Annotated in this window: 20 protein-coding genes and 1 riboswitch; of the genes, 10 read left to right on the top strand and 10 right to left on the bottom strand. The window is 73.7% G+C overall.

The window, feature by feature from the left end:
* The first annotated feature begins 52 nt into the window (after positions 1-52).
* A complete protein-coding gene (locus ACIBR0_RS22610; RefSeq protein ID WP_396718712.1) occupies positions 53-2,218 on the top strand; it encodes an ATP-dependent DNA helicase in 2,166 nt (721 codons plus the stop codon).
* 112 nt (positions 2,219-2,330) lie between these two features.
* On the opposite strand, the gene ACIBR0_RS22605 is transcribed toward ACIBR0_RS22610, so the two are convergent.
* Complete coding sequence (locus tag ACIBR0_RS22605) at positions 2,331-3,629, bottom strand: AI-2E family transporter (protein WP_396718709.1); 1,299 nt, start codon at positions 3,627-3,629, stop codon at positions 2,331-2,333.
* A gap of 169 nt (positions 3,630-3,798) precedes the next feature.
* Between ACIBR0_RS22605 and ACIBR0_RS22600 the strand changes: the two genes are divergently transcribed.
* Together ACIBR0_RS22600 and ACIBR0_RS22595 are read left to right on the top strand one after the other, a co-directional pair.
* Positions 3,799-4,140, top strand: a complete 342-nt coding sequence (locus ACIBR0_RS22600; protein WP_357038100.1) for a co-chaperone GroES — start codon at positions 3,799-3,801, stop codon at positions 4,138-4,140.
* 75 nt (positions 4,141-4,215) lie between these two features.
* Positions 4,216-4,383: a hypothetical protein gene (locus tag ACIBR0_RS22595; RefSeq protein WP_357038098.1), complete on the top strand. Its 168-nt coding sequence runs from the start codon at positions 4,216-4,218 to the stop codon at positions 4,381-4,383.
* 31 nt (positions 4,384-4,414) lie between these two features.
* Here the strand turns inward: ACIBR0_RS22595 and ACIBR0_RS22590 are convergent, their stop codons facing one another.
* On the bottom strand, positions 4,415-5,905 hold the full coding sequence (locus ACIBR0_RS22590; protein WP_396718705.1) for a PrsW family glutamic-type intramembrane protease: 1,491 nt from the start codon (positions 5,903-5,905) through the stop codon (positions 4,415-4,417).
* 22 nt (positions 5,906-5,927) lie between these two features.
* Positions 5,928-6,049, top strand: a riboswitch (SAM riboswitch).
* A 46-nt stretch (positions 6,050-6,095) separates the two neighbouring features.
* Between ACIBR0_RS22590 and ACIBR0_RS22585 the strand changes: the two genes are divergently transcribed.
* The gene (locus tag ACIBR0_RS22585; RefSeq protein ID WP_396718703.1) at positions 6,096-7,382 is read left to right on the top strand and encodes an aminotransferase class V-fold PLP-dependent enzyme; all 1,287 of its coding nucleotides are present in this window, start codon (positions 6,096-6,098) and stop codon (positions 7,380-7,382) included.
* A gap of 11 nt (positions 7,383-7,393) precedes the next feature.
* Here the strand turns inward: ACIBR0_RS22585 and ACIBR0_RS22580 are convergent, their stop codons facing one another.
* A complete protein-coding gene (locus ACIBR0_RS22580) occupies positions 7,394-8,623 on the bottom strand; it encodes an aromatic acid exporter family protein (RefSeq protein ID WP_396718845.1) in 1,230 nt (409 codons plus the stop codon).
* 121 nt (positions 8,624-8,744) lie between these two features.
* Between ACIBR0_RS22580 and ACIBR0_RS22575 the strand changes: the two genes are divergently transcribed.
* Positions 8,745-9,380 carry a metal-dependent phosphohydrolase gene (locus ACIBR0_RS22575; RefSeq protein ID WP_396718701.1) on the top strand — a complete coding sequence of 212 codons (636 nt, stop codon included), beginning with the start codon at positions 8,745-8,747 and terminating at the stop codon, positions 9,378-9,380.
* 120 nt (positions 9,381-9,500) lie between these two features.
* Here the strand turns inward: ACIBR0_RS22575 and ACIBR0_RS22570 are convergent, their stop codons facing one another.
* Positions 9,501-9,773 (bottom strand): DUF4031 domain-containing protein, encoded by a 273-nt coding sequence (locus tag ACIBR0_RS22570; protein ID WP_396718699.1) that lies wholly within the window; start codon positions 9,771-9,773, stop codon positions 9,501-9,503.
* Between the two features lie 66 nt (positions 9,774-9,839).
* On the opposite strand from ACIBR0_RS22570, the gene ACIBR0_RS22565 reads away from it, so the two are divergent.
* Positions 9,840-11,240 carry an FAD-binding oxidoreductase gene (locus tag ACIBR0_RS22565; RefSeq protein WP_396718696.1) on the top strand — a complete coding sequence of 467 codons (1,401 nt, stop codon included), beginning with the start codon at positions 9,840-9,842 and terminating at the stop codon, positions 11,238-11,240.
* Positions 11,241-11,249: 9 nt separating this feature from the next.
* On the opposite strand, the gene ACIBR0_RS22560 is transcribed toward ACIBR0_RS22565, so the two are convergent.
* From ACIBR0_RS22560 to ACIBR0_RS22550, 3 genes are all read right to left on the bottom strand, one after another.
* Entirely contained in the window at positions 11,250-11,726 is a 477-nt protein-coding gene (locus ACIBR0_RS22560; protein ID WP_396718693.1) for a hypothetical protein, read from the bottom strand.
* Positions 11,727-11,857: 131 nt separating this feature from the next.
* Positions 11,858-13,672, bottom strand: coding sequence for a glycerol-3-phosphate dehydrogenase/oxidase (locus ACIBR0_RS22555; RefSeq protein ID WP_357029825.1), 1,815 nt, complete (start codon positions 13,670-13,672; stop codon positions 11,858-11,860).
* Between the two features lie 88 nt (positions 13,673-13,760).
* Entirely contained in the window at positions 13,761-15,575 is a 1,815-nt protein-coding gene (locus ACIBR0_RS22550) for a DUF5635 domain-containing protein (protein WP_396718691.1), read from the bottom strand.
* A gap of 137 nt (positions 15,576-15,712) precedes the next feature.
* On the opposite strand from ACIBR0_RS22550, the gene ACIBR0_RS22545 reads away from it, so the two are divergent.
* The 3 genes from ACIBR0_RS22545 to ACIBR0_RS22535 all read left to right on the top strand — a co-directional run bounded on the left by ACIBR0_RS22545 (position 15,713) and on the right by ACIBR0_RS22535 (position 19,457).
* Positions 15,713-18,154, top strand: a complete 2,442-nt coding sequence (locus ACIBR0_RS22545) for a S8 family serine peptidase (RefSeq protein ID WP_396718688.1) — start codon at positions 15,713-15,715, stop codon at positions 18,152-18,154.
* A gap of 82 nt (positions 18,155-18,236) precedes the next feature.
* Positions 18,237-19,172, top strand: a complete 936-nt coding sequence (locus ACIBR0_RS22540) for a GNAT family N-acetyltransferase (protein WP_396718685.1) — start codon at positions 18,237-18,239, stop codon at positions 19,170-19,172.
* Positions 19,173-19,259: 87 nt separating this feature from the next.
* Positions 19,260-19,457 (top strand): hypothetical protein, encoded by a 198-nt coding sequence (locus ACIBR0_RS22535; protein WP_357029800.1) that lies wholly within the window; start codon positions 19,260-19,262, stop codon positions 19,455-19,457.
* A 93-nt stretch (positions 19,458-19,550) separates the two neighbouring features.
* Here ACIBR0_RS22535 and groL read toward each other — a convergent pair whose 3' ends face one another.
* From groL to ACIBR0_RS22520, 3 genes are all read right to left on the bottom strand, one after another.
* Positions 19,551-21,173, bottom strand: a complete 1,623-nt coding sequence (gene groL / locus ACIBR0_RS22530) for a chaperonin GroEL (RefSeq protein WP_357029802.1) — start codon at positions 21,171-21,173, stop codon at positions 19,551-19,553.
* A 274-nt stretch (positions 21,174-21,447) separates the two neighbouring features.
* The gene (locus tag ACIBR0_RS22525) at positions 21,448-22,539 is read right to left on the bottom strand and encodes a hypothetical protein (RefSeq protein ID WP_396718682.1); all 1,092 of its coding nucleotides are present in this window, start codon (positions 22,537-22,539) and stop codon (positions 21,448-21,450) included.
* A 99-nt stretch (positions 22,540-22,638) separates the two neighbouring features.
* Positions 22,639-22,842, bottom strand: coding sequence for a cold-shock protein (locus ACIBR0_RS22520; protein WP_067305333.1), 204 nt, complete (start codon positions 22,840-22,842; stop codon positions 22,639-22,641).
* Positions 22,843-23,086: 244 nt separating this feature from the next.
* Here ACIBR0_RS22520 and ACIBR0_RS22515 point away from each other — a divergent pair, with 244 nt between their 5' ends.
* Complete coding sequence (locus ACIBR0_RS22515; RefSeq protein ID WP_396718842.1) at positions 23,087-23,626, top strand: GNAT family N-acetyltransferase; 540 nt, start codon at positions 23,087-23,089, stop codon at positions 23,624-23,626.
* Positions 23,627-23,668: the final 42 nt, after the last annotated feature.

The raw sequence follows: 23,668 nt of genomic DNA, 5'->3' as shown, positions 1-23,668 counted from the left end.
TCCCGGGCCGTGCCGCGCGGCCGGTGTCGGGTCCGGCGGGTACCGTCGCACGGTGACTCCGCCCCGCACCGCCACCGGTTCCGCCAGCCCCTCGCCGCGCACCGGGCGACGGCGCCGGGGCGACCGGCCCAGCGGCGCGGACCTGCTCGTCGCCGCCGTCGGCGCGGTGCCCGGCGGCGCCGCGCGCCCCGGCCAGCAGGAGATGGCGACCGCGATCGAGGAGTGCGTCTCCGCCCGCGAGCATTTGCTCGTACAGGCCGGCACCGGCACCGGCAAGTCGCTGGCCTACCTCGCCCCGGCGCTGACCGTGGACGGCCCGGTGGTGGTCTCGACGGCGACCCTGGCGCTGCAGTCGCAACTCGTCGAGCACGATCTCCCCCGGCTGGCCGACGCGGTGGAGCCGCTGCTCGGCCGCCGGCCCACCTTCGCGGTGCTCAAGGGCCGGCACCACTACCTGTGCCTGGCCCGACTGGACAACTCCACCGAGGACGAGCCGGAGGACACCCTCTTCGACACCCCCGCGCCCCGCCCCGCCGGCGGGACGAAGTGGCTGGGTGAGGCCGGCCGGCTCGGCAAGTCGATCCAGCGGCTGCGGGACTGGGCGGAGAAGACCGACACCGGCGACCGCGACGAGCTGGACCCGGGGGTCGACGACCAGGCGTGGCGGCTGGTCTCGATGCCCGCCCGGGAGTGCGTGGGAGCCGCCCGCTGCCCGTTCGGCGCGGAGTGCTTCGCCGAGGCGTCCCGGGCCCGCGCCCGCGAGGCCGACATCGTCGTCACCAACCACAGCCTGCTCGCGGTGGACATGCTCGCCGGCCGGCAGATCGTGCCGCCGCACAAGCTGCTCGTCGTGGACGAGGCGCACGAGCTGGCCGACCGGGTCTCCTCCGCCGCGCAGGCCGAGCTGGTGCCGGAGCTGATCGACCGCACCGCCAAGCGCGCCCGCCCGCTGCTGCGCCCGGAGACCGCCGACGCGCTCACCGCCGCCGGCGACGCCCTCGCCGTCGGGCTGGCCGAGGCGCCGGCCGGCCGGATCACCTCCGGCCTGCCGGGTCCGCTGCGCGACGCGTGCACGCTGCTCGACGCGGCCACCCGGTCGGCGCTCGACGCGATCGGCGACGTCAAGGCCGACGACCCCGACCCGGTGCGCAAGCAGCAGGCCAAGGCCGCCCTCGACGAGCTCTCCACCACCGCGCAGCGGCTGCTGGACGAGGCCGACCACGACGTGGCCTGGGTGGAGAAGAACGACACCACCGGCCGGCGGGCGCTGGTCGTCGCGCCGCTGTCCGTCGCGGGCACCCTCGCCACCCACCTGTACGAGGAACGCACCGTCGTCGCCACCTCCGCCACGCTGACGCTGGGCGGCCGCTTCGACACGGTGGCGCGGGCGCTCGGCCTGGAGGCGCCCACGGCGAGCCCGCCGACTCCGGCCGCCGCCGCCCTCGCCGCGTCCACCGGACCCGACCGGCCGCAAGCCACGCGGGGCGCCGCCGGCCCGGGCGGGAAGGTCACGGACGGCACGCCGGGCGTCCCGGCGACCTCGGGGCCGGGCTGGCGCTCACTCGACGTGGGATCCCCGTTCGACTACGCGCGGCAGGGCATCCTCTACGTGGCGGCGCACCTCCCCCGGCCCAGCGTCTCCGGGCTGCCCGACGCGGCCGGCGAGGAGTTGCTCGCGCTGGTCGGCGCGCTCGGTGGCCGTACGCTCGGGCTCTTCTCCTCCCGACGGGCCGCACAGCAGGCCGCGGAGCTGGTCCGCGCGCGGACCGACCTGCCCGTGCTGCTCCAGGGCGAGGAGGCGCTGCCGCTGCTGGTCCGGCGGTTCCGGGAGGAGAAGTCGAGCTGCCTGTTCGGCGTGATGTCACTGTGGCAGGGCGTCGACGTACCCGGTGACGCGTGCCAGCTGGTGGTCATCGACCGGCTGCCGTTCCCGAGGCCCGACGAGCCGCTGGCCGCCGCCCGCGCCGCCGCGGTCGACGCGAACGGCGGCTCCGGGTTCGCCGCCGTCAGCGTGCCGATCGCCGCCGTCCGGCTCGCCCAGGGCGTCGGCCGGCTGATCCGGGCGACCGGTGACCGTGGTGTGGTCGCGGTGCTCGACTCACGGCTGGAGACGGCCCGCGGCTACGGGCCGTTCCTGCGCCGCTCGCTCCCGCCGTTCTGGTACACGACCCGCCCGGAGGTCGCCCGCGGCGCCCTGGAGCGCCTCGCGAAGGCCTGACCGCGCGCCGCGCCCTTCGTGATCGTGCTGGAACCACGAAGTAGTGGCCTCCCCGCGTGCGGAGGCCACTACTTCCTGGAGCGAGCGTGATCTTGTGGGGGTGTCGGGCCGGTCAGGGGGCCTTGGCGGCGACGACGACCGCGTCGGGCGGGGTGTCCGGCACGGTACGCGCGGCGAGACGCCGGACGGCCGTGTTCAGCACGGCGATCAGCGGTACGGCGACGAGCGCGCCCGTGATTCCGGCGAGGACGACGCCCGCCGCGATCCCGATGATCACCGCGAGCGGGTGGATGGCCACCGCCCGGCCCATGATCAGCGGCTGGAGCACGTGTCCCTCCAACTGCTGCACACCGATCACCACACCGAGGATGATCAGCGCGGTCACCGGGCCGCTGTCGACGAGCGCCACCAGCACCGCCACGCCGCCGGAGAGGGTGGCGCCGACGATCGGGATGAAGGAGCTGAGGAACACCAGGGCGGCGAGCGGGAAGGCGAACGGGATGTCGAAGATGATCAGGAAGATCCCGATGCCGACCGCGTCGATGAAGGCCACCAGCACCGTCGCGCGAACGTACGCACCGAGTGTGGCCCAGGAGGCCCGGCCCGCGTCGTCGACCTTCCACCGGGCGGCGACCGGCAGCAGCCGGACCAGGAAACGCCAGATGTTGTTGCCGTCACGCAGGAAGAAGAACGTCGCGAAGAGCACCAGGACCGCGCCGGTCAGCACCTCGGCCAGCGTCGCCGCGGTGGCGAGCGCGCCACTGGTGAACCGTTCGGTGTTGTTGTTGACCCACTGCTCGGCCTCGTTGATGTAGCGGTCGAGCTGGCCGTCGTTCAGGTGCAGCGGGCCGGTCTTGAGCCAGTCCTGGATCTGGCGCACACCCTCGGACGACTTCTCGCTCAGCTCCGGCACGCCCTGGATGAACTCGTTCACCACCAGGGTGAGCGTGCCGATCACCGCGGCCAGGCCACCGACCAGCACCACCGCCGTCGCGAGGGACCTCGGCAGGCGGGCCCGGAGCAGCCACCCGACAGCCGGCGCCAGCAGCGCCGACAGCAGCAGCGCGATCGCCAGCGGAATGATGACGATGCTGATCCGCCCGACGATCCCCAGCAGCGCCCAGAAGACGACGCCGATCACGATCAGACGCCAGCACCAGGCGGCGGAGATCCGCAGCGCGTGGGGAACGTCCGCGTCGTCCCGGCTGGAGGTGGAGTTGTGCACCGCGGCCGGCTGTTCCGCGCCGACGACGGTCGCCGACGGCGGGGCCACCGGCCCGGGGGAGGCCGGCGAGGCGACGGCCGGCGTCTCCGGGTGGTCGGCGTGGTCGGCCCGGCCGGCGCGCACCGACTCGCGACCGGAATCGTACGCACGGCGGAGCCGACCGCGTACCCGCTCGAAGCGGCTCAAGCGCACCTCCTGGCATGAGAAAGGGACCGCGCACGGGGTCAGTCGGACAGGATACGTCCGACCCCGCCCACCGTAGGGCAGTTCGGCCACACATTGCCCCGTCCACCGGCAGGTAACCACTCCCGGACAGGCGCGGACGGCCAGGGACGGGCACGGTACCGTCTGCGGCGTGACCGCCGACCACACGAACCTCGACTCCGGCCTGCCGATCCGACTGCTGCACGACCGCGTGCTGGTGCGGATGGAGGGCAGCGAGGGTGAGCGCCGCTCCACCGCCGGCATCGTGATCCCGGCGACCGCCGCCGTGGGCAAGCGGCTCGCCTGGGCGACCGCGGTGGGAGTGGGCCCGAACGTCCGCGCCATCGTCTCCGGCGACCGGGTGCTGTTCGACCCCGACGACCGTTCCGAGGTCGAGCTGCACGGCCGCGGCTACGTGCTGCTGCGCGAGCGCGACGTGCACGCCGTGGCCGCCGAACGCATCGAGAACGACTCCACCGGCCTGTACCTCTGACACCCGGCGCCGTCGGCGTCGTTTGCACCGCTCCCCGCCGGGAAGCCAGCCGCACCACCGGCCTGGGGAGGGACGATGCCGGATTGGATAAGGAAGCTGTTGTTCTGGGGGTTCATCGCGTTCCTGATCTACTTCATGGCCTTCCGGCCCGAGGGCGCGGCGGAGATGTTCGGGGCGATCGGCGCCGGCCTCCTGGCGTTGTTCCAGGGCCTCGGTGACTTCCTCACCAGCCTGATGACCTGAGCACCGGTCAGGTCGGGGACGACGGCGGGGGTCAGCGGCGGCCGGGCGGCCAGGTCGCCGCCGGGCCGGGGCCGTACCAGCCGGGCGGGCCGTAGCCGGCCGGCGGGGGCGGCGGCGGCGGCGCGAGCACCACCGGGATCGGCACCACCGGCTCGTCCGGCGCCTCGACGGTCCGCTGCGAGCCGTCCGGGAACCGCAGGTGGTAGCGCTGCCCGTCCCACGTACCGGCCGGCGCCTGCGGGTCCCGACCGACGAAGAACGCCCGGTACCCGCTGATCGTGTCGAGCAGTTCGCGCTCCTCCACGGCGGCCCGCTCCCGGTCGGCGGGCCGGTTGTCCAGACCCCGCCGCATGCCGTCGCGCAGCAGCGCCAGCCGGGTCGCGGCGAACTGGTAGCCCCGCATCGCCTTCAGCCCGGCGTCGCCGCCGACCCGCTTGGCCCACACCCGTGCCGCGTGCCGCCGTCCGAGGCTGCTCAGCGCGGCCACCTCGGGCGGGGTCAGCCAGCCGGCCCGGACGTAGTCGGGCAGGATGCGCTCGGTGAGCCGTCCCTCCCAGGCCCGCAGCCACACCGCCAGCCCCACCATGCCGAAGAAGATCGGCACCATCACGCCGATGAACCCGTAGAGCAGGATCAGCGTCTCGCCGGTGGCCTGGGTCAGCGTCGGCAGCAGGTTCCACGTGCCGTGCAGCATCATCGCCAGCAGCAGGCCGGCGACCGGGGCGAGCACCCGCACCCGGCGGTCGGCGGCGCGCGCGGCGATGCCCAGCCCGACGCCCGTCATCGCGGTGAAGAGCGGGTGGGCGAAGCCGAAGAGCAGGATCCGCACGATGAAGATGGCGATGACCTGCTGCGTGCCGGTCGCCGGGCCGTACCGCTCCACGCCGGTGGCGTAGCCGTACCCGCCCAGGTAGAGGATGTTCTCCACCATGGCGAAGCCGATCGCGGAGAGCCCGCAGTAGACCAGCGCGTCGGTGATGCCGGAGATCTCCCGGCGCCGGAAGATCAGCAGCAGGATCGGCCCGAGGGCCTTGGTCAGCTCCTCGATGAAGGGGGCCACCAGCACCCCGGTCAGCGCCGTGGGCAGCCCCAGGTCCTCGAACCGTCCCGCCGAGAAGTTGTTGACGGTCAGCGAGGCGGCGGTGGACACGAACGCGCCCCACGCGAAGCAGAAGATCAGGTACCGCAGTGGCTCCGGCTCGTACCGGTCGAGCCACAGGAAGCAGGCCACCAGCACCGGAACCGGAAGGATCGACGCGACCAGACCGATCAGCAACGCCTCGGCGCCGAGGCTCTCTCCGAGCCGGAAGAGCATGAACACGGCGCAGGCCGCGATCAGCAGGACCACCCCGGCCAGCGCCACGAAGCGTCGCCAGCCCAGCCGGCGCGTCGGCATCCTCACGGCCGGCCCGCCCGGCGGCGGGGCGTCGAGGGCGGTCGGCGACGGCGGCTGCGGCGCGCCGGACGGGGTGTCGGCCATGCGGTCAGCGTAGTCACCCCGAGCCGGCCCGGCCCGCCGCATCGGGGGCGGTATGCTGCCCGCAGGTCACGAGCGCCAGCGTCAAGCCCCGGCTTGCTGGCCGGCAACCCTCGTCGAGGTTCGCGGTGGGGTGCCCCGGGTGATGACCGGGCCCGGCCCGTTCCGTGTGCTGGGCAAGCGCGGACCCCGCCCGTGTGCCCACCCGGGGTCCCTGGACCCGGAGGTCTGGCACATGACCATCACCCTCGCACCCCCGCGCGCGGCGCGCGTCGCGCGGACCGCGCCGGCCACCTCGACGCCGGGCCCCCTGGACGTCCTCGGGGTGCCCGGTCAGATCAACCTGGACTACGCGGCCACCGCGCCCTGCGCGCGGGCGGCGGCGGACGCGGTGGCCGAGCTTCTCCCGTGGTACGCGAGCGTGCACCGCGGCGCCGGAGCGCTGTCGCGGCGCTGCACCCTCGCCTACGAGCGGGCCCGGCAGACCCTCGGTGACTTCTTCGGTGCCCGCGCCGACGACCACGTGGTGTTCACGCGGAACACCACCGACGCGCTCAACCTGCTGGCCCGCGCGCTGCCCGCCGGCACGACGGTGGTGACGTTCGGCGGGGAGCACCACGCCAACCTGCTGCCGTGGCCACGGGGTTCGGTCCGGCTGCCGGTGCCCGACTCGCCCGACGGCGCGGTACGCGCGCTGGACGCCGCCCTCACCGAGCTGCGCCGGGGCGGTACGGCCGGCGGCCACCGACCGCCGGTGCTGGTCGCGGTGACCGGGGCGGGCAACGTGACCGGGGAGTGCTGGCCGGTGGCCGCGCTGGCCCGGGTGGCCCGGCGACACGGCGCCCGGATCGCGGTGGACGCCGCCCAGCTCGCCCCGCACGCCCCGGTGGACGTGACCGCCCTGGACGTGGACTACCTGGCCGTCTCCGGCCACAAGCTGTACGCACCGTTCGGCACCGGCCTCCTGGTGGGACGGGCGGACTGGCTGGACGCCGCCCCGCCGTACCTGGCCGGTGGGGGCGCCACCAGCCACGTCGGCGCGGCCACGCACGACGTCCGGTGGGCGACCGGCCCGGCCCGGCACGAGGCGGGCACCCCGAACCTGCTCGGCGCGGTGGCCCTGGCGGCGGTGTGCGCGGCGTTCGCCGAGGCGGACCGGGTGGCGCTGCACCGGGCCGAGCAGACCCTGCTGGCCCGGCTGCGGGACGGCCTCGCGGCCCTGCCGCACGCGGTCGAGCTGCGCGCGTTCGGTCCCTCGGCGCCCCGGGTGGGGATCGTGTCGTTCGTGGTGGCCGGCCGCGAGTCCGCGCAGGTGGCGGCCGGGCTGGCCCGGGACCACGCGATCGGCGTACGGGACGGGCTCTTCTGTGCCCACCCGCTGGCCCGACGGCTACTCGCCGAGGCGGCGGCGCGTAGCGGGCGGCGGGACCTGCCGGCCACCGCCCTGCGGGCCAGCATCGGCCTGGGCAGCACGGCCGAGCACGTGGACCGGCTCCTCGCCGCGCTCGGCGACCTGGGCTGAACCGGACGGCCTCAGCCGACGGGTGGGGCGGTGGGTCGTTTCGGAGCGCTCTCCGGCTCGGCCTGCCCGCCCGCCTGTTCCCGGTCGCCGAAGGACTGCCGGACCAGCCGGTTCGCCTCCTCCTGGCTGAGGCCGGAGGCGACCAGCAGGTCACTCGCGGTGGTCCGCACCTGGGCGATCACGACGTTGCCGGAGAACCCCACCCCCTCCTTGTACGCCCGACCGGCCTCGCTGACCGCTCGCAGCGCCCGCTCCCGGGCCTTCTCCGGTTCCTCACCGACGGCGAACTCGTGCTTGAGCATGCGCACCGACTCGGCGAGGTGGGCCACCGAGTCCGGCATCGGCTCCGGGATGGCCTCCTCGTCCTCGATGAGGGTCACCGAGCGGCGGATCAGGGTGCCCGTATTGCGCATCGCCCGGTCGATCGGCTCGGCCGCCTCGCCGTAGTGGGTGAGTTCGTCGCGCCGGTGCCACCGGGCCGGCGAGAGCATCGCGGTCTCCTTCGCCCCCTCGATCGCCTCGGTGAAGGTGGCCAGTTCCTCCTTGTTGTTCCGCAGTCGTTCCAGGGACTGCTGCACCTTGTTCCGGTCCCGCTCGCGCAGGCCGTCCGCGGTGCTGTCCAGTTGGGCCGCGAGCAGGTCCAGCGCCGGGCGCGCGGCCCGGTTGATCACGCGGAGGGGGTTCAACGGCAGCAGCACGGCGGTGACCAGCAGCGCGATGCCGCCGCCGACGAAGGCGTCGACGAACCGGGGTAACTCCAGGTTCTCGGTCGACGGGCTGAGCGTGACGATCAGCACCGCCGTCGCCGCGGCCTGGATGACGATGGCGACGCTCGCGCCGGCGAAGACGGTCAGGATGATCGCCGCGAAGACCACCAGGCCGAGCTGCCACGGGCCGGTGCCCAGCAGGAAGATGAGGAGGTCGCCGAGCGCCACGCCGATCGCGACCCCGACGATCAGCTCGACCGTACGCTTGAACCGCTGGCCGACCGAGACGGCGAGCGTGCCGACCGCGGAGATCGGCGCGAACACCGGCTGCGGGTTGTTGAGGAGTTCGTGGGCCGCGAGCCAGGACAGGCCGGCGGCGAGGCCGGCCTGGACGGCCAGGCCCATCGACAACCGCACGCGGTGCAGCCGGTCGTGCAGGGTGGCGCGGCCCCGGTGCCGGATCTGCTCCATCGCCCCGGCGATCCGGGTGCCGTCGACGTCACCTGCGCCGTCGCGCAGTCCCACCCGACGCATCAGCGAGTGTCGGCGCTCCCGGGCCACGGCCATGGCCGGGACTACCCGCGCCACGCACGGTGAATCGTGCGGAAGGCTCCCCCTTTTCGACGTGCCGGAGAGAGGCGGCAGACTCGGCGGCGTGGTGGACCTGACCGAGCGGTGGCGGGCGGCGGCCCGGGACGCGGGGGCGACCGACCCGGCGGCGGTGGCCGCCGCCGGAGACGACCTGCTCGCCCGCTGGGGAGAGCCGCACCGGCACTACCACACGCTCACGCACCTGTCCGCCGTGCTGGACGTCGTCGACGCGTACGCCCCGCTGGCCCGGCGCCCGGACCTGGTCCGGCTCGCGGCCTGGTGCCACGACGCGGTGTACGACCCGCGGGCCGCGCGCGACGCCAACGAGCGGGACAGTGCCGCGCTGGCCGGCACGCTGCTCAGCCGGTGCGGTCTGCCGGCCGCCGCCGTGGCCGAGGTCCGCCGCCTGGTGCTGCTCACCGCCGGTCACGCCCCCGACCCGGCCGACACCGACGGCGCGCTGCTCTGCGACGCCGACCTGGCCGTCCTCGCCGGCACTCCGGAGGCGTACGACCGCTACGCCGCCGCGGTCCGCGCGGAGTACGCCCACGTGCCCGACCCGGCCTTCCGCGCCGGCCGCGCCGACGTGCTCCGGAGTCTCCTCGCCCTCCCCGCGCTCTTCCACCTCCCGGGACCGTCCACGGCCTGGGAGGCCGCCGCCCGCGGCAACCTCGTACGCGAACTGGCCACCCTCACCTGACCCTCCGGCCCGTCGCTCGGTCCGCCGGCTCCACCGCCACGACGATCACTCTCGGTCACGACGACGCCGGGGTCGACCACACCGCCCCGGATCGGGGAAGGCGCGACGACGGCGGGAGAGTCAGCGGGCGGGGTGGGTGAGGTGCTTGGGGCGGCGGAGGCCGGAGCGCCGCAGAAGCGCCACCAGGTCGCGGCTCGGGACCACCTCGGCGCCGAGCCAGACCGCCATGGCGAAGCGCTCGGCCGGGATGTCGTAGTGGTCCCGGTCGAAGGCCCGGCGGGACACGCCCAACGCCTCGGCGAAGGCGTGCAGCTCCGCCGGGGAGACGTCGCTGATCAGATGCGACCAGAGCCGCCCGCGCCAGGGCCAGGCCGGCCGGTCGACATAGAGCATGGCGGCCAATCTAGCCCGCCCCGCGCCGGTTGATGATCACGTGGCGACGACCGTAGCCTTCCCGGCATGGCTGGTACCCCCCTCCTCGACGAGCTGCGCGCCGCCCTCGGCGACGACGCCGTGCTGACCGACCCCGACCTGCTCCGGATGCACGAGCGGGACGAGGCCGACCTCTGCGCGTCCGGCACGCCGCTGGTGGTCACCCGCCCACGGACGACCGAAGAGGTCGTCGCGGTGGTGCGGGCGGCGGCGCGGCACGGCGTACCGGTGGTGCCGCAGGGGGCGCGGACCGGGCTGGCGGGCGCGGCGAACGCGGTCGACGGCGCGGTGGTGCTCAGCACGGTCGCGATGGACACGATCGGAGAGATCGACCCGGTCAGCCGGATCGCGGTGGTGCAGCCGGGCGTGGTCAACGCCGCGCTCGCCGCCGCCGTCGCGAAGCAGGGCCTCTGGTACCCGCCGGACCCCGGCTCCTGGGAGTCGTCCACCATCGGCGGCAACGTCTCCACCAACGCGGGCGGCATGTGCTGCGTCAAGTACGGAGTCACCACCGAGTACGTGCTGGGCCTGGAGGTGGTGCTCGCCGACGGCGAGGTGCTGCGCACCGGCCGGCGTACCGCCAAGGGGGTGGCGGGCTACGACCTGACCCGTCTGTTCGTCGGATCCGAGGGGACCCTCGGGGTGATCACCGAGGTGACCGTCGCCCTGCGGCCCGCCCCGGCGGAGTCGTTGACCATGGTGGCGGTCTTCCCGTCCACCGCCGCGGCCGGCGCGGCGGTCGCCGCGATCGCCGCCCAGGGCCTCTCCCCCAGCCTGCTGGAGCTGCTCGACCAGACCCACCTGCGGGCGATCGAGGCGTACCGGCCGATGGGTCTGCGCACCGACGCGCAGGCGCTGCTGCTGGCCGCCGTCGACACCGGCTCCCGGGCGCCGGACGACCTGGCCGGCCTGACCCGGGTGTGCGAGGAGGCGGGCGCCGACGAGGTCTACGCGGCCACCGACGAGGTCGAGGCCGCGGCGCTGTTGCAGGCCCGCCGGCTCGCCCATCCGGCGATGGAGAGGTACGCGGCCGAGACGTACCCGGACGGCACCGGCGGGCTGGTCATCGACGACGTGGCAGTGCCCCGGGGATCGCTGGCCGCCCTGCTCGACGGGGTGGCCCGGATCGCGGCGGAGTGCGAGGTGCCGATCGGCGTCGTGGGGCACGCCGGGGACGGCAACATGCACCCGAACATCGTGGTGGACCGGGCCGACCCGGGGAGCCTGGAACGGGGCCGGCGCGCGTTCGACGAGATCATGCGGCTCGGCCTGGAACTGGGCGGCACCTGCACCGGGGAGCACGGCGTCGGCCTGCTCAAGCGGGACTGGCTGGCCCGGGAGATCGGCCCGGTCGGCGTCCGGGTGCACCGGGCGATCAAGGCGGCGCTCGACCCGGACGGGCTGTTCAACCCGGGCAAGGTGCTCTGACGGGGCCGCTCAGGCGGTGGGCTCGGCCGGCGTGGCCTGGGTGAGCAGCAGCAGGATTTCGTACGCGACCGGTGGCTTCTCCTCACCCGGGCAGTCCTGCGAAGTGATCAGCCCGACCGCGGTGACCAGGCTCGACGTGAGCGCGTCGATGCAGCTCACCCGGTACTCCCGGGCCTGGTCGGTCTCCTTGGCCAGCCCGGGGTCGGCGAGCAGGTCCTGCAACCGCTTCACCTGTTCCGCGTCGAGGGCGCCGGTCGACGTGACACCGTCCCCGGCGCAGTCGGCGCACTCCCACCGGCCGTCCGCCTGCACGTTGAGGCTCCGCAGCGGGCCGTCGTCGCCGACCTTCTGCAACAGGCTGACCCGGCCCTTCTCGGCGGTGGCCGCGCCGGGCAGCCCCGGCCGGCCGGCTGCGGACCCGTCCGTTCGGGGCGCTCCACCGGCGTCGGCGCCGGAGCAGCCGGCGAGCACGATCGCGGTCAGCACGGCTACGGACAAAAGGACCGGACGCGACCAGGAAGGGGGAACCACGCGCCGCAACCTACCCCACCGTAGGTAGCGCTCGAAACCGGCCGACCGGTCGGGCATCGATGATGGACGGTCTTTCGGACCATCGGTCAGCGGGAGGACGACGGAAGTTCAGCGGGGTCGCCGTCACCACCGCGGTCGGCCGCGAAACCACGTACGTCCGGCGCCCCCAGTCGGGCCGCGTCCGCCGTGGCGTCGTCCGGCATCAGCTGGGACTGCCGCTCGGCCTCCACCCGGGCCCGGTAGTGCTCCACCTCGCGGGCACGCGTCGCCGCGTCCCACCCGAGCACCGCGCCCATCAGCTCGGCGGTGTGCTCGGCCGAGTCCAGGCCCCGGTGCGCGGTCTCGAACGAGATCCGGGTACGCCGGGTCAGCACGTCCTCCAGGTGCAGCGCCCCCTCGGCGCGGGTCGCGTACGTCACCTCGGCGGCCAGGTACTCCGGGGCGCCGGCCAGCGGGGAGGCCTGCAGCGGGTCGGCGTCGATCAGGGCGAGCAGGTCACGGGTGAGGGTGCCGTACCGCTCCAGCAGGTGCTCCACCACCCCGACCGGCACGCCGTGCCGGCGAGCCAGGTCGGCCCGGTCCCGCCACATGGGCGCGTACCCGTCGGCGCCGAGCAGCGGCAGGTCGGCGGTACGCGACGGACGGACCGCGCCGAGCCGGTGCGCGGCCCGGTCGACCACGTCCGAGGCCATCACCCGGTACGTCGTGTACTTGCCGCCGGCCACCAGCAGCAGGCCGAGCATGGGCTCGAAGACCGCGTGCTCCCGGGACAGCTTCGAGGTCGAGTCGGCCTCGCCGGCCAGCAGCGGCCGCAGGCCCGCGTACACGCCCTCGATGTCGGCGGTGGTGAGCGGCCGGTCGAGCACGGTGTTGACCTGGTCGAGCAGGTACTCGATGTCACGGGCCGAGGCGGACGGGTGGGAGCGGTCCAGCCGCCAGTCGGTGTCCGTGGTGCCGATGATCCAGTGCCCGCCCCAGGGGATGACGAAGAGCACGCTGGTGGCGGTGCGCAGGATCAGGCCGGCCTCGCCGGTGATCGCCGAGCGCGGCACCACGAGGTGGACACCCTTGGAGGCCCGCACCCGGATGCCGGGGCGCAGCCCCACGTCGTTGAGCATCCGCGACATGTCGTCGCTCCACACGCCGGTGGCACCGATGACCACGCGGGCGCGTACCTCGAACTCGGCCTCGGAGCCGGCGGGCGCCTCCAGGTCGCGGACCCGGACGCCGGTCACCTCGCGGGCCTGCCGGATCAGGCCGACCGCCCGGGTGCTGGTGACCACGGTCGCGCCGAGGCTGGCCGCCGTCCGGGCCAGCGTGACCACCAGCCGGGCGTCGTCGACCTGCCCGTCGTAGTAGCGGATGGCGCCGGCCAGGGTGTCGGGACGCAGGCTGGGGAAGATCCGCCGGGCACCCTCGCGGGTGAGGTGCCGGTGCAGCGGCATCCCGCGACCGCCGCCGAAGACGCCCGCGAAGGCGTCGTACGCGGCCACGCCGGCCCCGTAGTAGGAGCGGCGGAACAGCCGGGCCGGCAGGTCCCGGATGCCGTTACCGGCGGGCAGCGGAACGAGGATCGGCACCGGCCGGACGAGATGCGGTGCGAGCCGGGTGGCCAGCAGCCCGCGCTCGGTCAGCGCCTCGTGCACCAGGTGGAACTCCAACTGCTCCAGGTAGCGCAGGCCGCCGTGGATGAGCTTGCTGGACCGGCTGGAGGTGCCGGCGGCGTAGTCGCGCGCCTCCACCAGGGCCACCTTGAGACCTCGGGAGGCGGCGTCCAGGGCGGCGCCCGCTCCGGTCACACCCCCGCCGATGATCAGGACGTCGAAGCGTTCCGCCCGGAGTCGGCGCAGGTCGGCGGCACGCCGCTCGGGCGAGAGCTGGCCGGCCACGGACCGGGACACGTTGGGGTCACGCACGGTTCCACGGTAGCGGTCGTGGCCGTCCGACGGCATGTACCGCCCGCGCCGTACTGTCGCCGGACACGAAAGGTCACCGGCCCGGTCGGGTGGCAGCATTCGCGTCGAGGAGCGGGCCAGCGACGAAGTGCGCACTGCGGCCGCTGCCCTCCCCACGACGCAGCAGGCCGGTGCGCTCCAAGCGTTCGAGCTGCCCACGGGCACCCGCGTAGGTCAGCCCGGTCAGCGCGGAGTGGTCGCCTGATGAGTAACGGTCGTGTCGGGCAAGCCATCGCCGGGCCACCGCCTCCGCCCCCGGGAGGTCGGGCCTGACGTGCGGCAGGACACCTCGACGTCGCAGCACATCGTGCCCGGCACTCCGCTCGACCACGGAGACGGCGTCCCAGCTGAGAGCCCAGACATCCTTGTGACGGTTGATCAACGGACCATCGCCGACGACACAGTCGGCCGCTGTCTCGAGTGCCTCATCCGCCTCCGACTCGCTCCGTTGCAGGATCCGGGTCAGCCCGGCGGCCGTGACGAAGGGCTCGTGAAGGAGGGTGTGCACGATCAGCGCGACCCGCACGTCCCGCTGGCGCACCTCGGGCCGGATCGCACCCATGAGATTCATCACGGGCACCACCGGTGTTCCGCCGACGAGGCGGGTTCGGACCCGTGGACCGCCCTCCTCGACGAGGACGGGCGGTCGGTGCCCCAGCGCCACCATGTCCCGATACATCCGGTCCACACCCAGGCCCTGCTTCTCCACCAGACGCAGCGCCCGGAACAGGTCCGCCAGCGCCGGATAGCGGGCGTACCGGTGCGTCAGTACAGTCTCGGACGTGATGCCTCCGGTGAACCCACCCGGGCTCACCACCTGTACGGCGGAATCGGCCTCGACCCAGGTCACCGTCACCGGCTCCGGCTGCATCCAGTCCCTGTGCACGACACCGTTGAGTACCGCCTCTCGCAGTGCCTGAGGAGGAAGCTGCCGCACCTGCTGCTGAGCGAAGGTGGTGTCCTGGGCGACTCTGATCGCCTTGTTCAACGTGTCGAGGCGGTCGTCGATCGTCGCAATCTGTTCCAGCAGGCTCAACCCGCTGAGGTCACGCGGCGAGGTGAGCAGGTCCCCGCCTTCCACATCGAGCACCGAGAAGGTGATGTGAGTACGGTCGGCCGGGCAGAAGGTCAGGGCTCCGGCCGCGGTCAGGCGACCGTCGGGCCGGAGGACTCCGAGCGACATCAACAGGTCACGGCTGCTGCGGTAGTCGAACTCCCCGACATCGCGGCCGCCCGCCGACAGGTAACGGCGAGCCACTGCCACCGCTCCGGGCGAGACGTCGTTCTCGGTCCGTTCGGTCACCTGGGCCATCGGATCGTGTCCCGCGCTCGACTGCCGGTGCAGCCACCATTCGGCGCGGTCGACGGGTACGCAGTGCCCTCCGGTACGCCAGCGGATCCGCCCGTTGAGGTCCTCCACGGGCTCTCGTGCCTCAGCCACGTACAGGACGAGGAGACGGACGCCGTTGAGGCGCAGGACCTCGACGGCCGGCGCCACCTCGACGTGTTCGTAGACCCGGTGCCGCAACCACTCGGCGTCCAGGCCGGCACCGAGGAGCTGCCCGGTACGGTCCTCGACGCCCACCAGCAAGGCGCCACCACCGGGGGTGTTCGCCATGCACGTGACCTCGTTGGCCAGTTGTCGCGCGGCCTCCTGGTTGTGCGGCTCCCCCACGAGGAGGCTGCCGTCGCGTCCTCGACGCCCGGCTTCTTCCTTGCAGTCGACCTTCTCCCGCTCCGCGTCGCTCGGCAGGACTCCGGCGGCGAGCTTCGCCAGGACGCCCTCGACCAGGATTCGTAGGCGCTCGCGAGCCTCGATGAGGTCAGCCCCGGGGCTGAATGACGACATACGGCCACGTTACACCGAGGTCTTGCAATTTAGGGGGTAGCTTAATCTGCAAGTCGCGGCTCTCCCGGGCCGAAGCGTTGTCGTTTTGCCAACCGGCGCGTCATCGGACGACCTCAGGCGCAACGTACTGTTCTTCAATGCAACCCGACTGGCCCGGTTCCGCTGTCAACGCTCCAGTCACCGGAACCAGTAACAGCCCCTGGGCCGTGGTGGCGGCCGTGTTCACCGGGCTCTGGATCGTCGGGTTCACCGTGGTCTCCCAGTTCGGCGGGTGGCTGACCGACCAGGTGCTGCTCGCGTCGGGCCTGGACCGGGCGGTCTGGCTGTGGCCGGTGCTGGCGCTGGCCACAGTGCTGCTGGCCGGTGCGCCCGCGCTGGCGCTGGCGCTGGTGCCGCGCTCGGCGGCGGTCCGGACGACGGGCCGGGTCTGGTTGGTCGCGGTGCTCGTGCTGGGGCTGCTCGGGCTGCTCCGGGCCCTCCCCCCGGTGCACCACGAGGCCTACCTCGCGACCCTCGCCGTCACCGCCGCCGTAGCCGCCCTCGTCGTACGCGGGCTGGGCCGCGCCCGCACGAGCGACCCGAAACGCACGATCGCCGCACGCCCGCTCGGGGTGACCGCCGGGCTGGCCCTGCTGCTGCCGTGGGTGTGGGTGGGCGCGCTCGGCGGGCTGCTGGAGACCCTGCTCGCCGTCCTCGCGGCGGCGGCCGTCGGCATGGTGGCCGCCGCGCTGCTGGACGACGCCTTCTGGTCGGTGTTCGCGGTCGGCACGCCGCCCCGGCCGGCGCGGCTGGTGCTGGTCGGCGGACTGGTCGCCGGGGTGGCGCTGCTGCTGCTGGGGGCCGGGGTCGGCCAGTCGGGTGCCCAGTTGCCGCTCCTGCTGACCCTGCCGCCGACCGGTTTCGCGCTCGCCGCCCTAGCCATGGCGACCCGCCGGTCGACCGACACCGCCCCGATCTCCACCGACACCGGTCCGGCCGGCGCGGAACCCGACCCGGGGTCGGCTGTCCCGCGCTCCGCGACCGGCTGGCTGGTCGGGCTCGGCGTGTTCGGCCCGCTGGCGTTCACCGATCCCGAGGAGATCAGCGTCGTCCTGGTCAACACCCGCGACGTGCCGTACTGGGTGGCGGCCGCCGCCGGCGCCGGGCTCGCCGTCGCGGTCGTGCTCGCCGTCGCGTACGGCGTGCTGTTCGCCCGTCCCCGCGGCGGCGTGCCGCGTCGGCGGGTGGCCGGGGTGACCGCCGCGGTCCTGCTGGCCACCGTCGGGGTGGTCGCGGTGGGCCCCGGTCAACCCGGCCTGCACGGCGAGCGGCTGCTGGTGGTGCTCCGGGACCAGGCGGACCTGAGCGGCGTCTCCACCGCCCCCGGGAAGGCGGGGCGGGACGCGCGGGCGACCGAGGTCTACCGGCGGCTCGTGGAGACCGCCGACCGGACGCAGGCCGGCCTGCGCCGGGACCTGCGCCGGCTGCGGCTCGACCACACCTCGTACTACCTGGTCAACGCGATCGAGGTGGACGGCGGCCCCGCGGTGCGGGCCTGGCTGGCCGGCCGGCCCGAGGTGGCCCGCGTGCTGGTGAGCCAGCGGGTACGGCCGCTGCCCGAGCCGGCCGGCATGACCCGGGGCGACGCCCCCGCGCCGGCCGGACCGGAGTGGAACGTCCGCCTGATCGGCGCGGACCGGGTCTGGTCGGAGCTGGGAGTGACCGGCACCGGCGTCACCGTGGGCAGCTCCGACTCGGGGGTGGACGGGAGGCATCCGGCGCTGGCCGAGGGTTTCCGGGGCGGCGACGACTCCTGGTACGACCCGTGGGACGCCACCCGCTTCCCCACCGACCAGGGCGGCCACGGCACCCACACGGTCGGCAGCGCGGTGGGCCGCAACGGCGTCGGGGTGGCCCCGGGTGCCGGCTGGGTGGGCTGCGTCAACCTGGACCGCAACCTGGGCAACCCCGCGTACTACCTGGACTGCCTCCAGTTCATGCTCGCCCCGTTCCCGCCCGGCGGGGACCCGTTCACCGACGGTCGCCCCGCCCGCGCGCCGGAGATCCTCACCAACTCGTGGGGCTGCCCATCGATCGAGGGTTGCGACCCGGGGGTGCTCCGGCCGGCCGCCGCCGCGCTCGACGCCGCCGGGATCATGGTCGTCGCGGCGGCCGGCAACACCGGACCCTCCTGTGGCTCGCTCGACGATCCGCCCGCGCCGTACGCGGAGGTGCTCACCGTGGGCGCGGTGGACGACCGGCGCCGGGTGGCCAGCTTCTCGTCGCGGGGACCGGCACCGGGCGGGGTCGCCAAGCCGGACCTGGTCGCGCCGGGCGAGGAGGTCCTCTCCGCGATGCCCGGGGGCGGGTACGGGTCGCTCAGCGGCACCTCCATGGCGACCCCCCAGGTGGCGGGCGTGGTGGCGCTGATGTGGTCGGCGAACCCGGCGCTGGTCGGGGACCTGGACCGGACGCGGCGGATCCTCGCCGAGACCGCGACACCCGCGCAGGTGCCGACGGACACCTGCGGCGACCCGCGGAACGTCGTCGGCGCCGGGCTGGTCGACGCGTACGCCGCAGTCCAGGCCGCCCAGCGGTAAGGAAGGGCCCCCGCTTAACGCCTGGTGAGGTGAAAGGGCCCCTTCTTAACAGGTGACCTCCGGTGCTCTAGGGTCGGCGACCATGGACGCGGAGATCATCGTCACCGAGCTGGCCGTCGACCGTGTGCCGGACGTGGTGGAGCTGTGCCGGCGGGCGCTGGACCTGCCCGAGGACGCGGCCGAGGCGGACGCCCTGATCGACACGTTGTGGATCCGGGCGGGCGCCGACCGGCCGGTGGTGGCGCTCGGCGCGTACCGGGGTGCAGAGCTGGTCGGGACGGTGGTCTGCTCGATCTCCGGGCGGGACACCCGACTCGGGCACGTCGACCTGGTGGCGGTGGACCCGGCGCACCGCCGGCGCGGCGTCGGGCGGGCGCTGCTGTCGTACGCCGAGCGGACGCTCGCCGGGCTGGGCGCGGCCGAAGTGCTGCTCGCCGGCAACCCGCCCTGGTACGGCTGGCCCGGTATCGACGTGCGTTACACCCCGGCGGTCTGCGCCGCGCTGGCGCTCGGCTACACGCAGGACCGTACGGCGTGGAACATGACCGCCGACCTGTCGTACGCCGGGTCCCCGGCCCTGCGGCCGACGGAGACCGCGGAGGCGCGGCTGGCCGGCCAGGGTGTGTCGGTGCGGCGCGCGGAGCCGGCGGACCTGCCGGCGCTGACGGCCTTCGCCCGTTCCACCTTCGGTGGTTCGTGGGACGAGGAGCTGGCCGGGTCGCTCGGCCGTGACCGGGCGGGCTGCCACCTGGCGGAACGCGAGGGCGAGCTGCTCGGTTTCGCGGCGTGGGGGTCGTCCCGGCCCAGCTGGTTCGGCCCGATGGGCACGGCGCCGGCGGCCGAGGGTTCGGGTATCGGCGGGGTGCTGCTGCGGCGCTGCCTGGCCGACCAGCGGGCGGCGGGAATCGACACCGCGCAGATCGGCTGGGTGGGACCTGTGCCGTTCTACTCGGGCAGCGCGGGCGCGCGGATCGAGCGGGTGTTCTTCCTGTACCGGAGGACGCTCGGAGATCAATAAAGGGGCGAATAGGATATAGACCCAGATAACGTCATTCGCCCGCATGGGTCATCGACGCCCCCTACCGTTTCGGTAGAGGAGGCTCTCATGACCACGGACGACGAACTGCCCGGCCCGTTGCCGTTCGACCGACTCGACTACGGCGACGCCGAGCAGCGGGCGGAGATGACCGGCGCCGACCAACCGGCCGACGAGCCGGTCACGCCGGTGGACGAACCGGTCCAGATCCGGCAGCCGTACGACCGGGCACACAAGCGGCGCAACCAGCGGCCCCTGCCGACGTGACAGGCTGGAGCGCGCCGCTGTCGCCAGGGCGGAACACGGAAAGGGGCGGACCGCTGACGCGGCCCGCCCCTTTCGGCGTTCAGGAAACCGGACTCAGAAGTCCATGTCCCCGCCACCCGGACCAGCCGGGGCGGCCGGGGTCTTCTCCGGCTTGTCCGCCACGACGGCCTCGGTGGTGAGGAAGAGCGCCGCAATCGACGCAGCGTTCTGCAACGCCGACCGGGTCACCTTGGCCGGGTCGATGATGCCCGCGGCCAGCAGGTCCACGTACTCGCCGTTGGCGGCGTTGAGGCCGTGGCCCGCGTCGAGGTTACGAACCTTCTCCACCACGACGCCGCCCTCGAGGCCGGCGTTGACGGCGATCTGCCGCAGCGGGGCGTCCAGCGCGATCCGGACGATCTGCGCGCCGGTCGCCTCGTCACCGGCGAGGTCCAGCTTGTCGAAGGCGGTCTTGCCGGCCTGCACCAGCGCGACGCCACCACCCGGAACGATGCCCTCCTCGACGGCGGCCTTCGCGTTGCGGACGGCGTCCTCGATGCGGTGCTTGCGCTCCTTGAGCTCGACCTCGGTGGCCGCGCCGACCTTGATCACCGCAACACCGCCGGCCAGCTTGGCCAGGCGCTCCTGCAGCTTCTCGCGGTCGTAGTCGGAGTCGCTCTTGTCGATCTCGGCCCGGATCTGGTTCACCCGGCCCTGGATCTGCTCGGCGTCACCGGCACCGTCGACGATCGTGGTCTCGTCCTTGGTCACCACGACCTTGCGGGCCCGGCCCAGCATGTCGACGCTGACGGCGTCCAGCTTGAGGCCGACCTCCTCGCTGATGACCTGGCCACCGGTGAGGATGGCGATGTCGGTCAGCATGGCCTTGCGGCGGTCACCGAAGCCCGGCGCCTTGACGGCGACCGACTTGAAGGTGCCCCGGACCTTGTTGACCACCAGGGTGGCCAGGGCCTCGCCCTCCAGGTCCTCGGCGATGATCAGCAGCGGCTTGCCGCCCTGCATGACCTTCTCCAGGATCGGGAGCAGGTCCTTCACCGACGAGATCTTGCTGTTGACGATCAGGATGTACGGGTCGTCGAAGACGGCCTCCATACGCTCCGGGTCGGTCATGAAGTACGCGGAGATGTAGCCCTTGTCGAAGCGCATACCCTCGGTGAGCTCCAGCTCCAGCCCGAAGGTGTTGCTCTCCTCGACGGTGATGACGCCTTCCTTGCCGACCTTGTCCATCGCCTCGGCGATGATCTCACCGACGGTGCTGTCACCGGCGGAGATGGAGGCGGTGGAGGCGATCTGCTCCTTGGTCTCGACGTCCTTGGCGAGCTTCAGCAGCTCCTCCGAGACGCTGGCCACGGCCGCCTCGATGCCCCGCTTCAGGGCCATCGGGTTGGCGCCGGCGGCCACGTTGCGCAGGCCCTCACGGACCAGGGCCTGGGCCAGGACGGTCGCCGTCGTCGTGCCGTCACCGGCGACGTCGTCGGTCTTCTTCGCGACCTCCTTGACCAGCTCGGCGCCGATCTTCTCGTACGGGTCCTCGAGCTCGATCTCCTTGGCGATGCTCACACCATCGTTGGTGATGGTGGGGGCACCCCACTTCTTCTCGAGCACGACGTTGCGGCCCTTGGGGCCGAGCGTCACCTTCACGGCGTCGGCGAGCTGGTTCATGCCCCGCTCGAGGCCGCGGCGCGCCTCTTCGTCGAACGCGATCATCTTGGCCATACGGCGTTGTCCTCCTGGACACTCACGGGCCACCCGAGTGTGTGTCCCGGATGGGCCGCCTGGTGTACGCACCTTGGGGACGTCGCCACCTGGCGACGACGACGTCTCCTCGGCCGGGCCGGATAGCCCGCGACGACCGGCCATGTGCCGCACCAGCGACTGGGCGCCGTTGCGGCCGTGGCCCTACCGCCCCGACCATTGGCACTCACGGTATGCGAGTGCCAATGACTTGTTTAGCACTCTCCCCTGCCGAGTGCAAGCACGAGTGCCCGGGTCAGCCGAGTTCCGCGGCAAGTCGCGCGGCGTTCACCGGACCCTCGCAGGCCCGCTGCTCGGCGTACGTGACGACCAGACCGACGAGCTGGGCGAGGTACGCCGGCAGGGCCAGCACCGCACCGGTCAGGCTCACCACGACGATCCCCACCGCCGTACCGGGCGAGTCCAGTGGAGTGACGCCGAACGGCAGCCCGCCGACCGCCTCGACGATGCCGGCCACCACCGACACGACCACGAAGGCAACCGCCACCAGCGCCATCCGACCCAGCACCAGGCCGAGCCGCTCGTGGAACATCCGGAACGCGCGACCGATCGGGTTCTGCCGCTCGAAGAGGTAGACCGGCCCGGCCAGGCTCAGCGCGAACACGAGGTAGATCCCGGGCAGAACGCAGAAGCAGACACCGACCCCGACCAGCACGCCCACCAGCAGGCTCCACCCCCACAGACCGAGGGCGCGGCGGGCGCCGTGGCGCAACGCCCCGCCGAGGCTCACCGGCTCGCCGGCCGCCTGGCGGGCGACCACCCAGGTGCCGGCCGCCCAGCCGACGGCCTGGACCAGGCCGAAGACCACCAGCGCACCGACGAGCACGCCCAACATCGCCGCCAGGTCGGCGAGGAAGGTGTCCGGAAGCGCGTCGGCGTTCTCGGCCAGGTCGGCGTCCCACCGCGCGGTCGGGTCGACCGCCAGCGAGAGCAGGGACATCAGCGCCGCCGGCAGCACCTGGGTGAGCAGCAGGATCGGCACCAGCAGGGGCCAGCCGCGTCGCACCGCGCCGACGCAGCGCGCCCACCATCCGCCCACGCCGGCTCCGGGCGGGTTGACAAGCGGATCGTTCGGGTCCAACCCGGGCGGGAACCACCCGCCGGGGTACGCCGGGGCCGGCCAGGCCGCCGGACCACCCGGGTACCACGGCTGGCCGCCGTACGGGCCGGGCGGCGGGGCGCCGTACGCCCCGGGGGCCACGCTCGGCTCCCACGGTTGGGGCGGCGGGCCGGGCTGCGGCGCGGTCGGGTCACCCGTCGGCCGCGCCGACGGGTCGGGGTCTCCGGGACCGGGGGACGGAGTGGCCGGAGGCTGCTGGTCGGACAAAGAACCCTCCTCAGCGACAGCTGGAAAGGCTCATGATCCTCCCCGGTGCGTACGCGCACCGCAGCCCCTGCCCGGCGCTCCCGGCGGGCCGGTCGACGGTCAGGCGATGACGCGGACCCGCTCCGCCTGGGGGCCCTTCTGGCCCTGGGCGATCTCGAACTCCACCCGCTGGCCGTCGTCCAGCGCCTTGTAGCCGTCCATCTCGATGGCGGAGAAGTGGACGAAGACGTCCTGGCCGCCGTCGACGGCGATGAAGCCGTAGCCCTTTTCGGAGTTGAACCACTTCACGGTGCCCTGTGCCACGGTGCACTTCCTCACTCTGCGCGGCATTCCACGACCCGGGAACCGGCACGCCGGCCGCCGGGGACCACCGTTCGGCGATCGGCGACGGCCGCTGAATCGGTGACCGGAATCGCACGCTACACGAGGCGTGACGACCACGCACGACCACAAATCGGGCGCATTCCGTGCGATCGGCATCGTCGCCCGTCGCTGTGGTAGGCATGCGCTCATGACAACCGGTCCGGGGATGCCCAGCGCGGTGCGGATGCCGTCCCGACGGGACACCGGCGGGTGGCCCGCCGCGCGGAGGGCGCCGGTCCGGCGGGTCCACCCCCGGGACGCCGCCCGCATGCGGGCGCTGCGGCTGGAGATGCTCGCGGACGCGCCGCTGGCGTTCCTGGAGACCATCGCCGACGCCGCCGCCCGACCGCACGCCGAGTACGCGGCCCGGATCGCGTACGCGTCGGCGGGCACGGGGAACGCCCAGTTCGTGGCGGACCCCGGAGGCCGCCTCGTCGGGCACGCCGGGGGCACCGCCACGCCGGACGAGCCGGGCCTGACCGTCGTGTACGCCGTCTACCTCACCCCGGCCTGGCGGGGCACCGGCCTGCTCGGCGACCTGGTCGAGGCGGTGGCGAGGTGGTCACGCACCTGCGGGCGGCCGGAGCTGATGCTGGAGGTGGTGGTCGGCAACGAGCGGGCCCACCGCGCCTACCAGCGGCTGGGCTTCGAGGACACCGGCGTACGCGTTCCGCACCCGAAGATCCCCGCGCTCACCGAACTCCAGATGCGCCGCCCCGCCTGAGTGTTAAGAAGGGGCCCCTCCTCTACGCCAGGCGTTAAGAAG

This window comes from Micromonospora sp. NPDC049497 (genome assembly GCF_044465805.1).
GTDB lineage: Bacteria > Actinomycetota > Actinomycetes > Mycobacteriales > Micromonosporaceae > Micromonospora.
The sequence above is the reverse complement of the archived record's forward strand: the minus strand, read 5'-3'. Positions and strand labels throughout refer to the sequence as shown.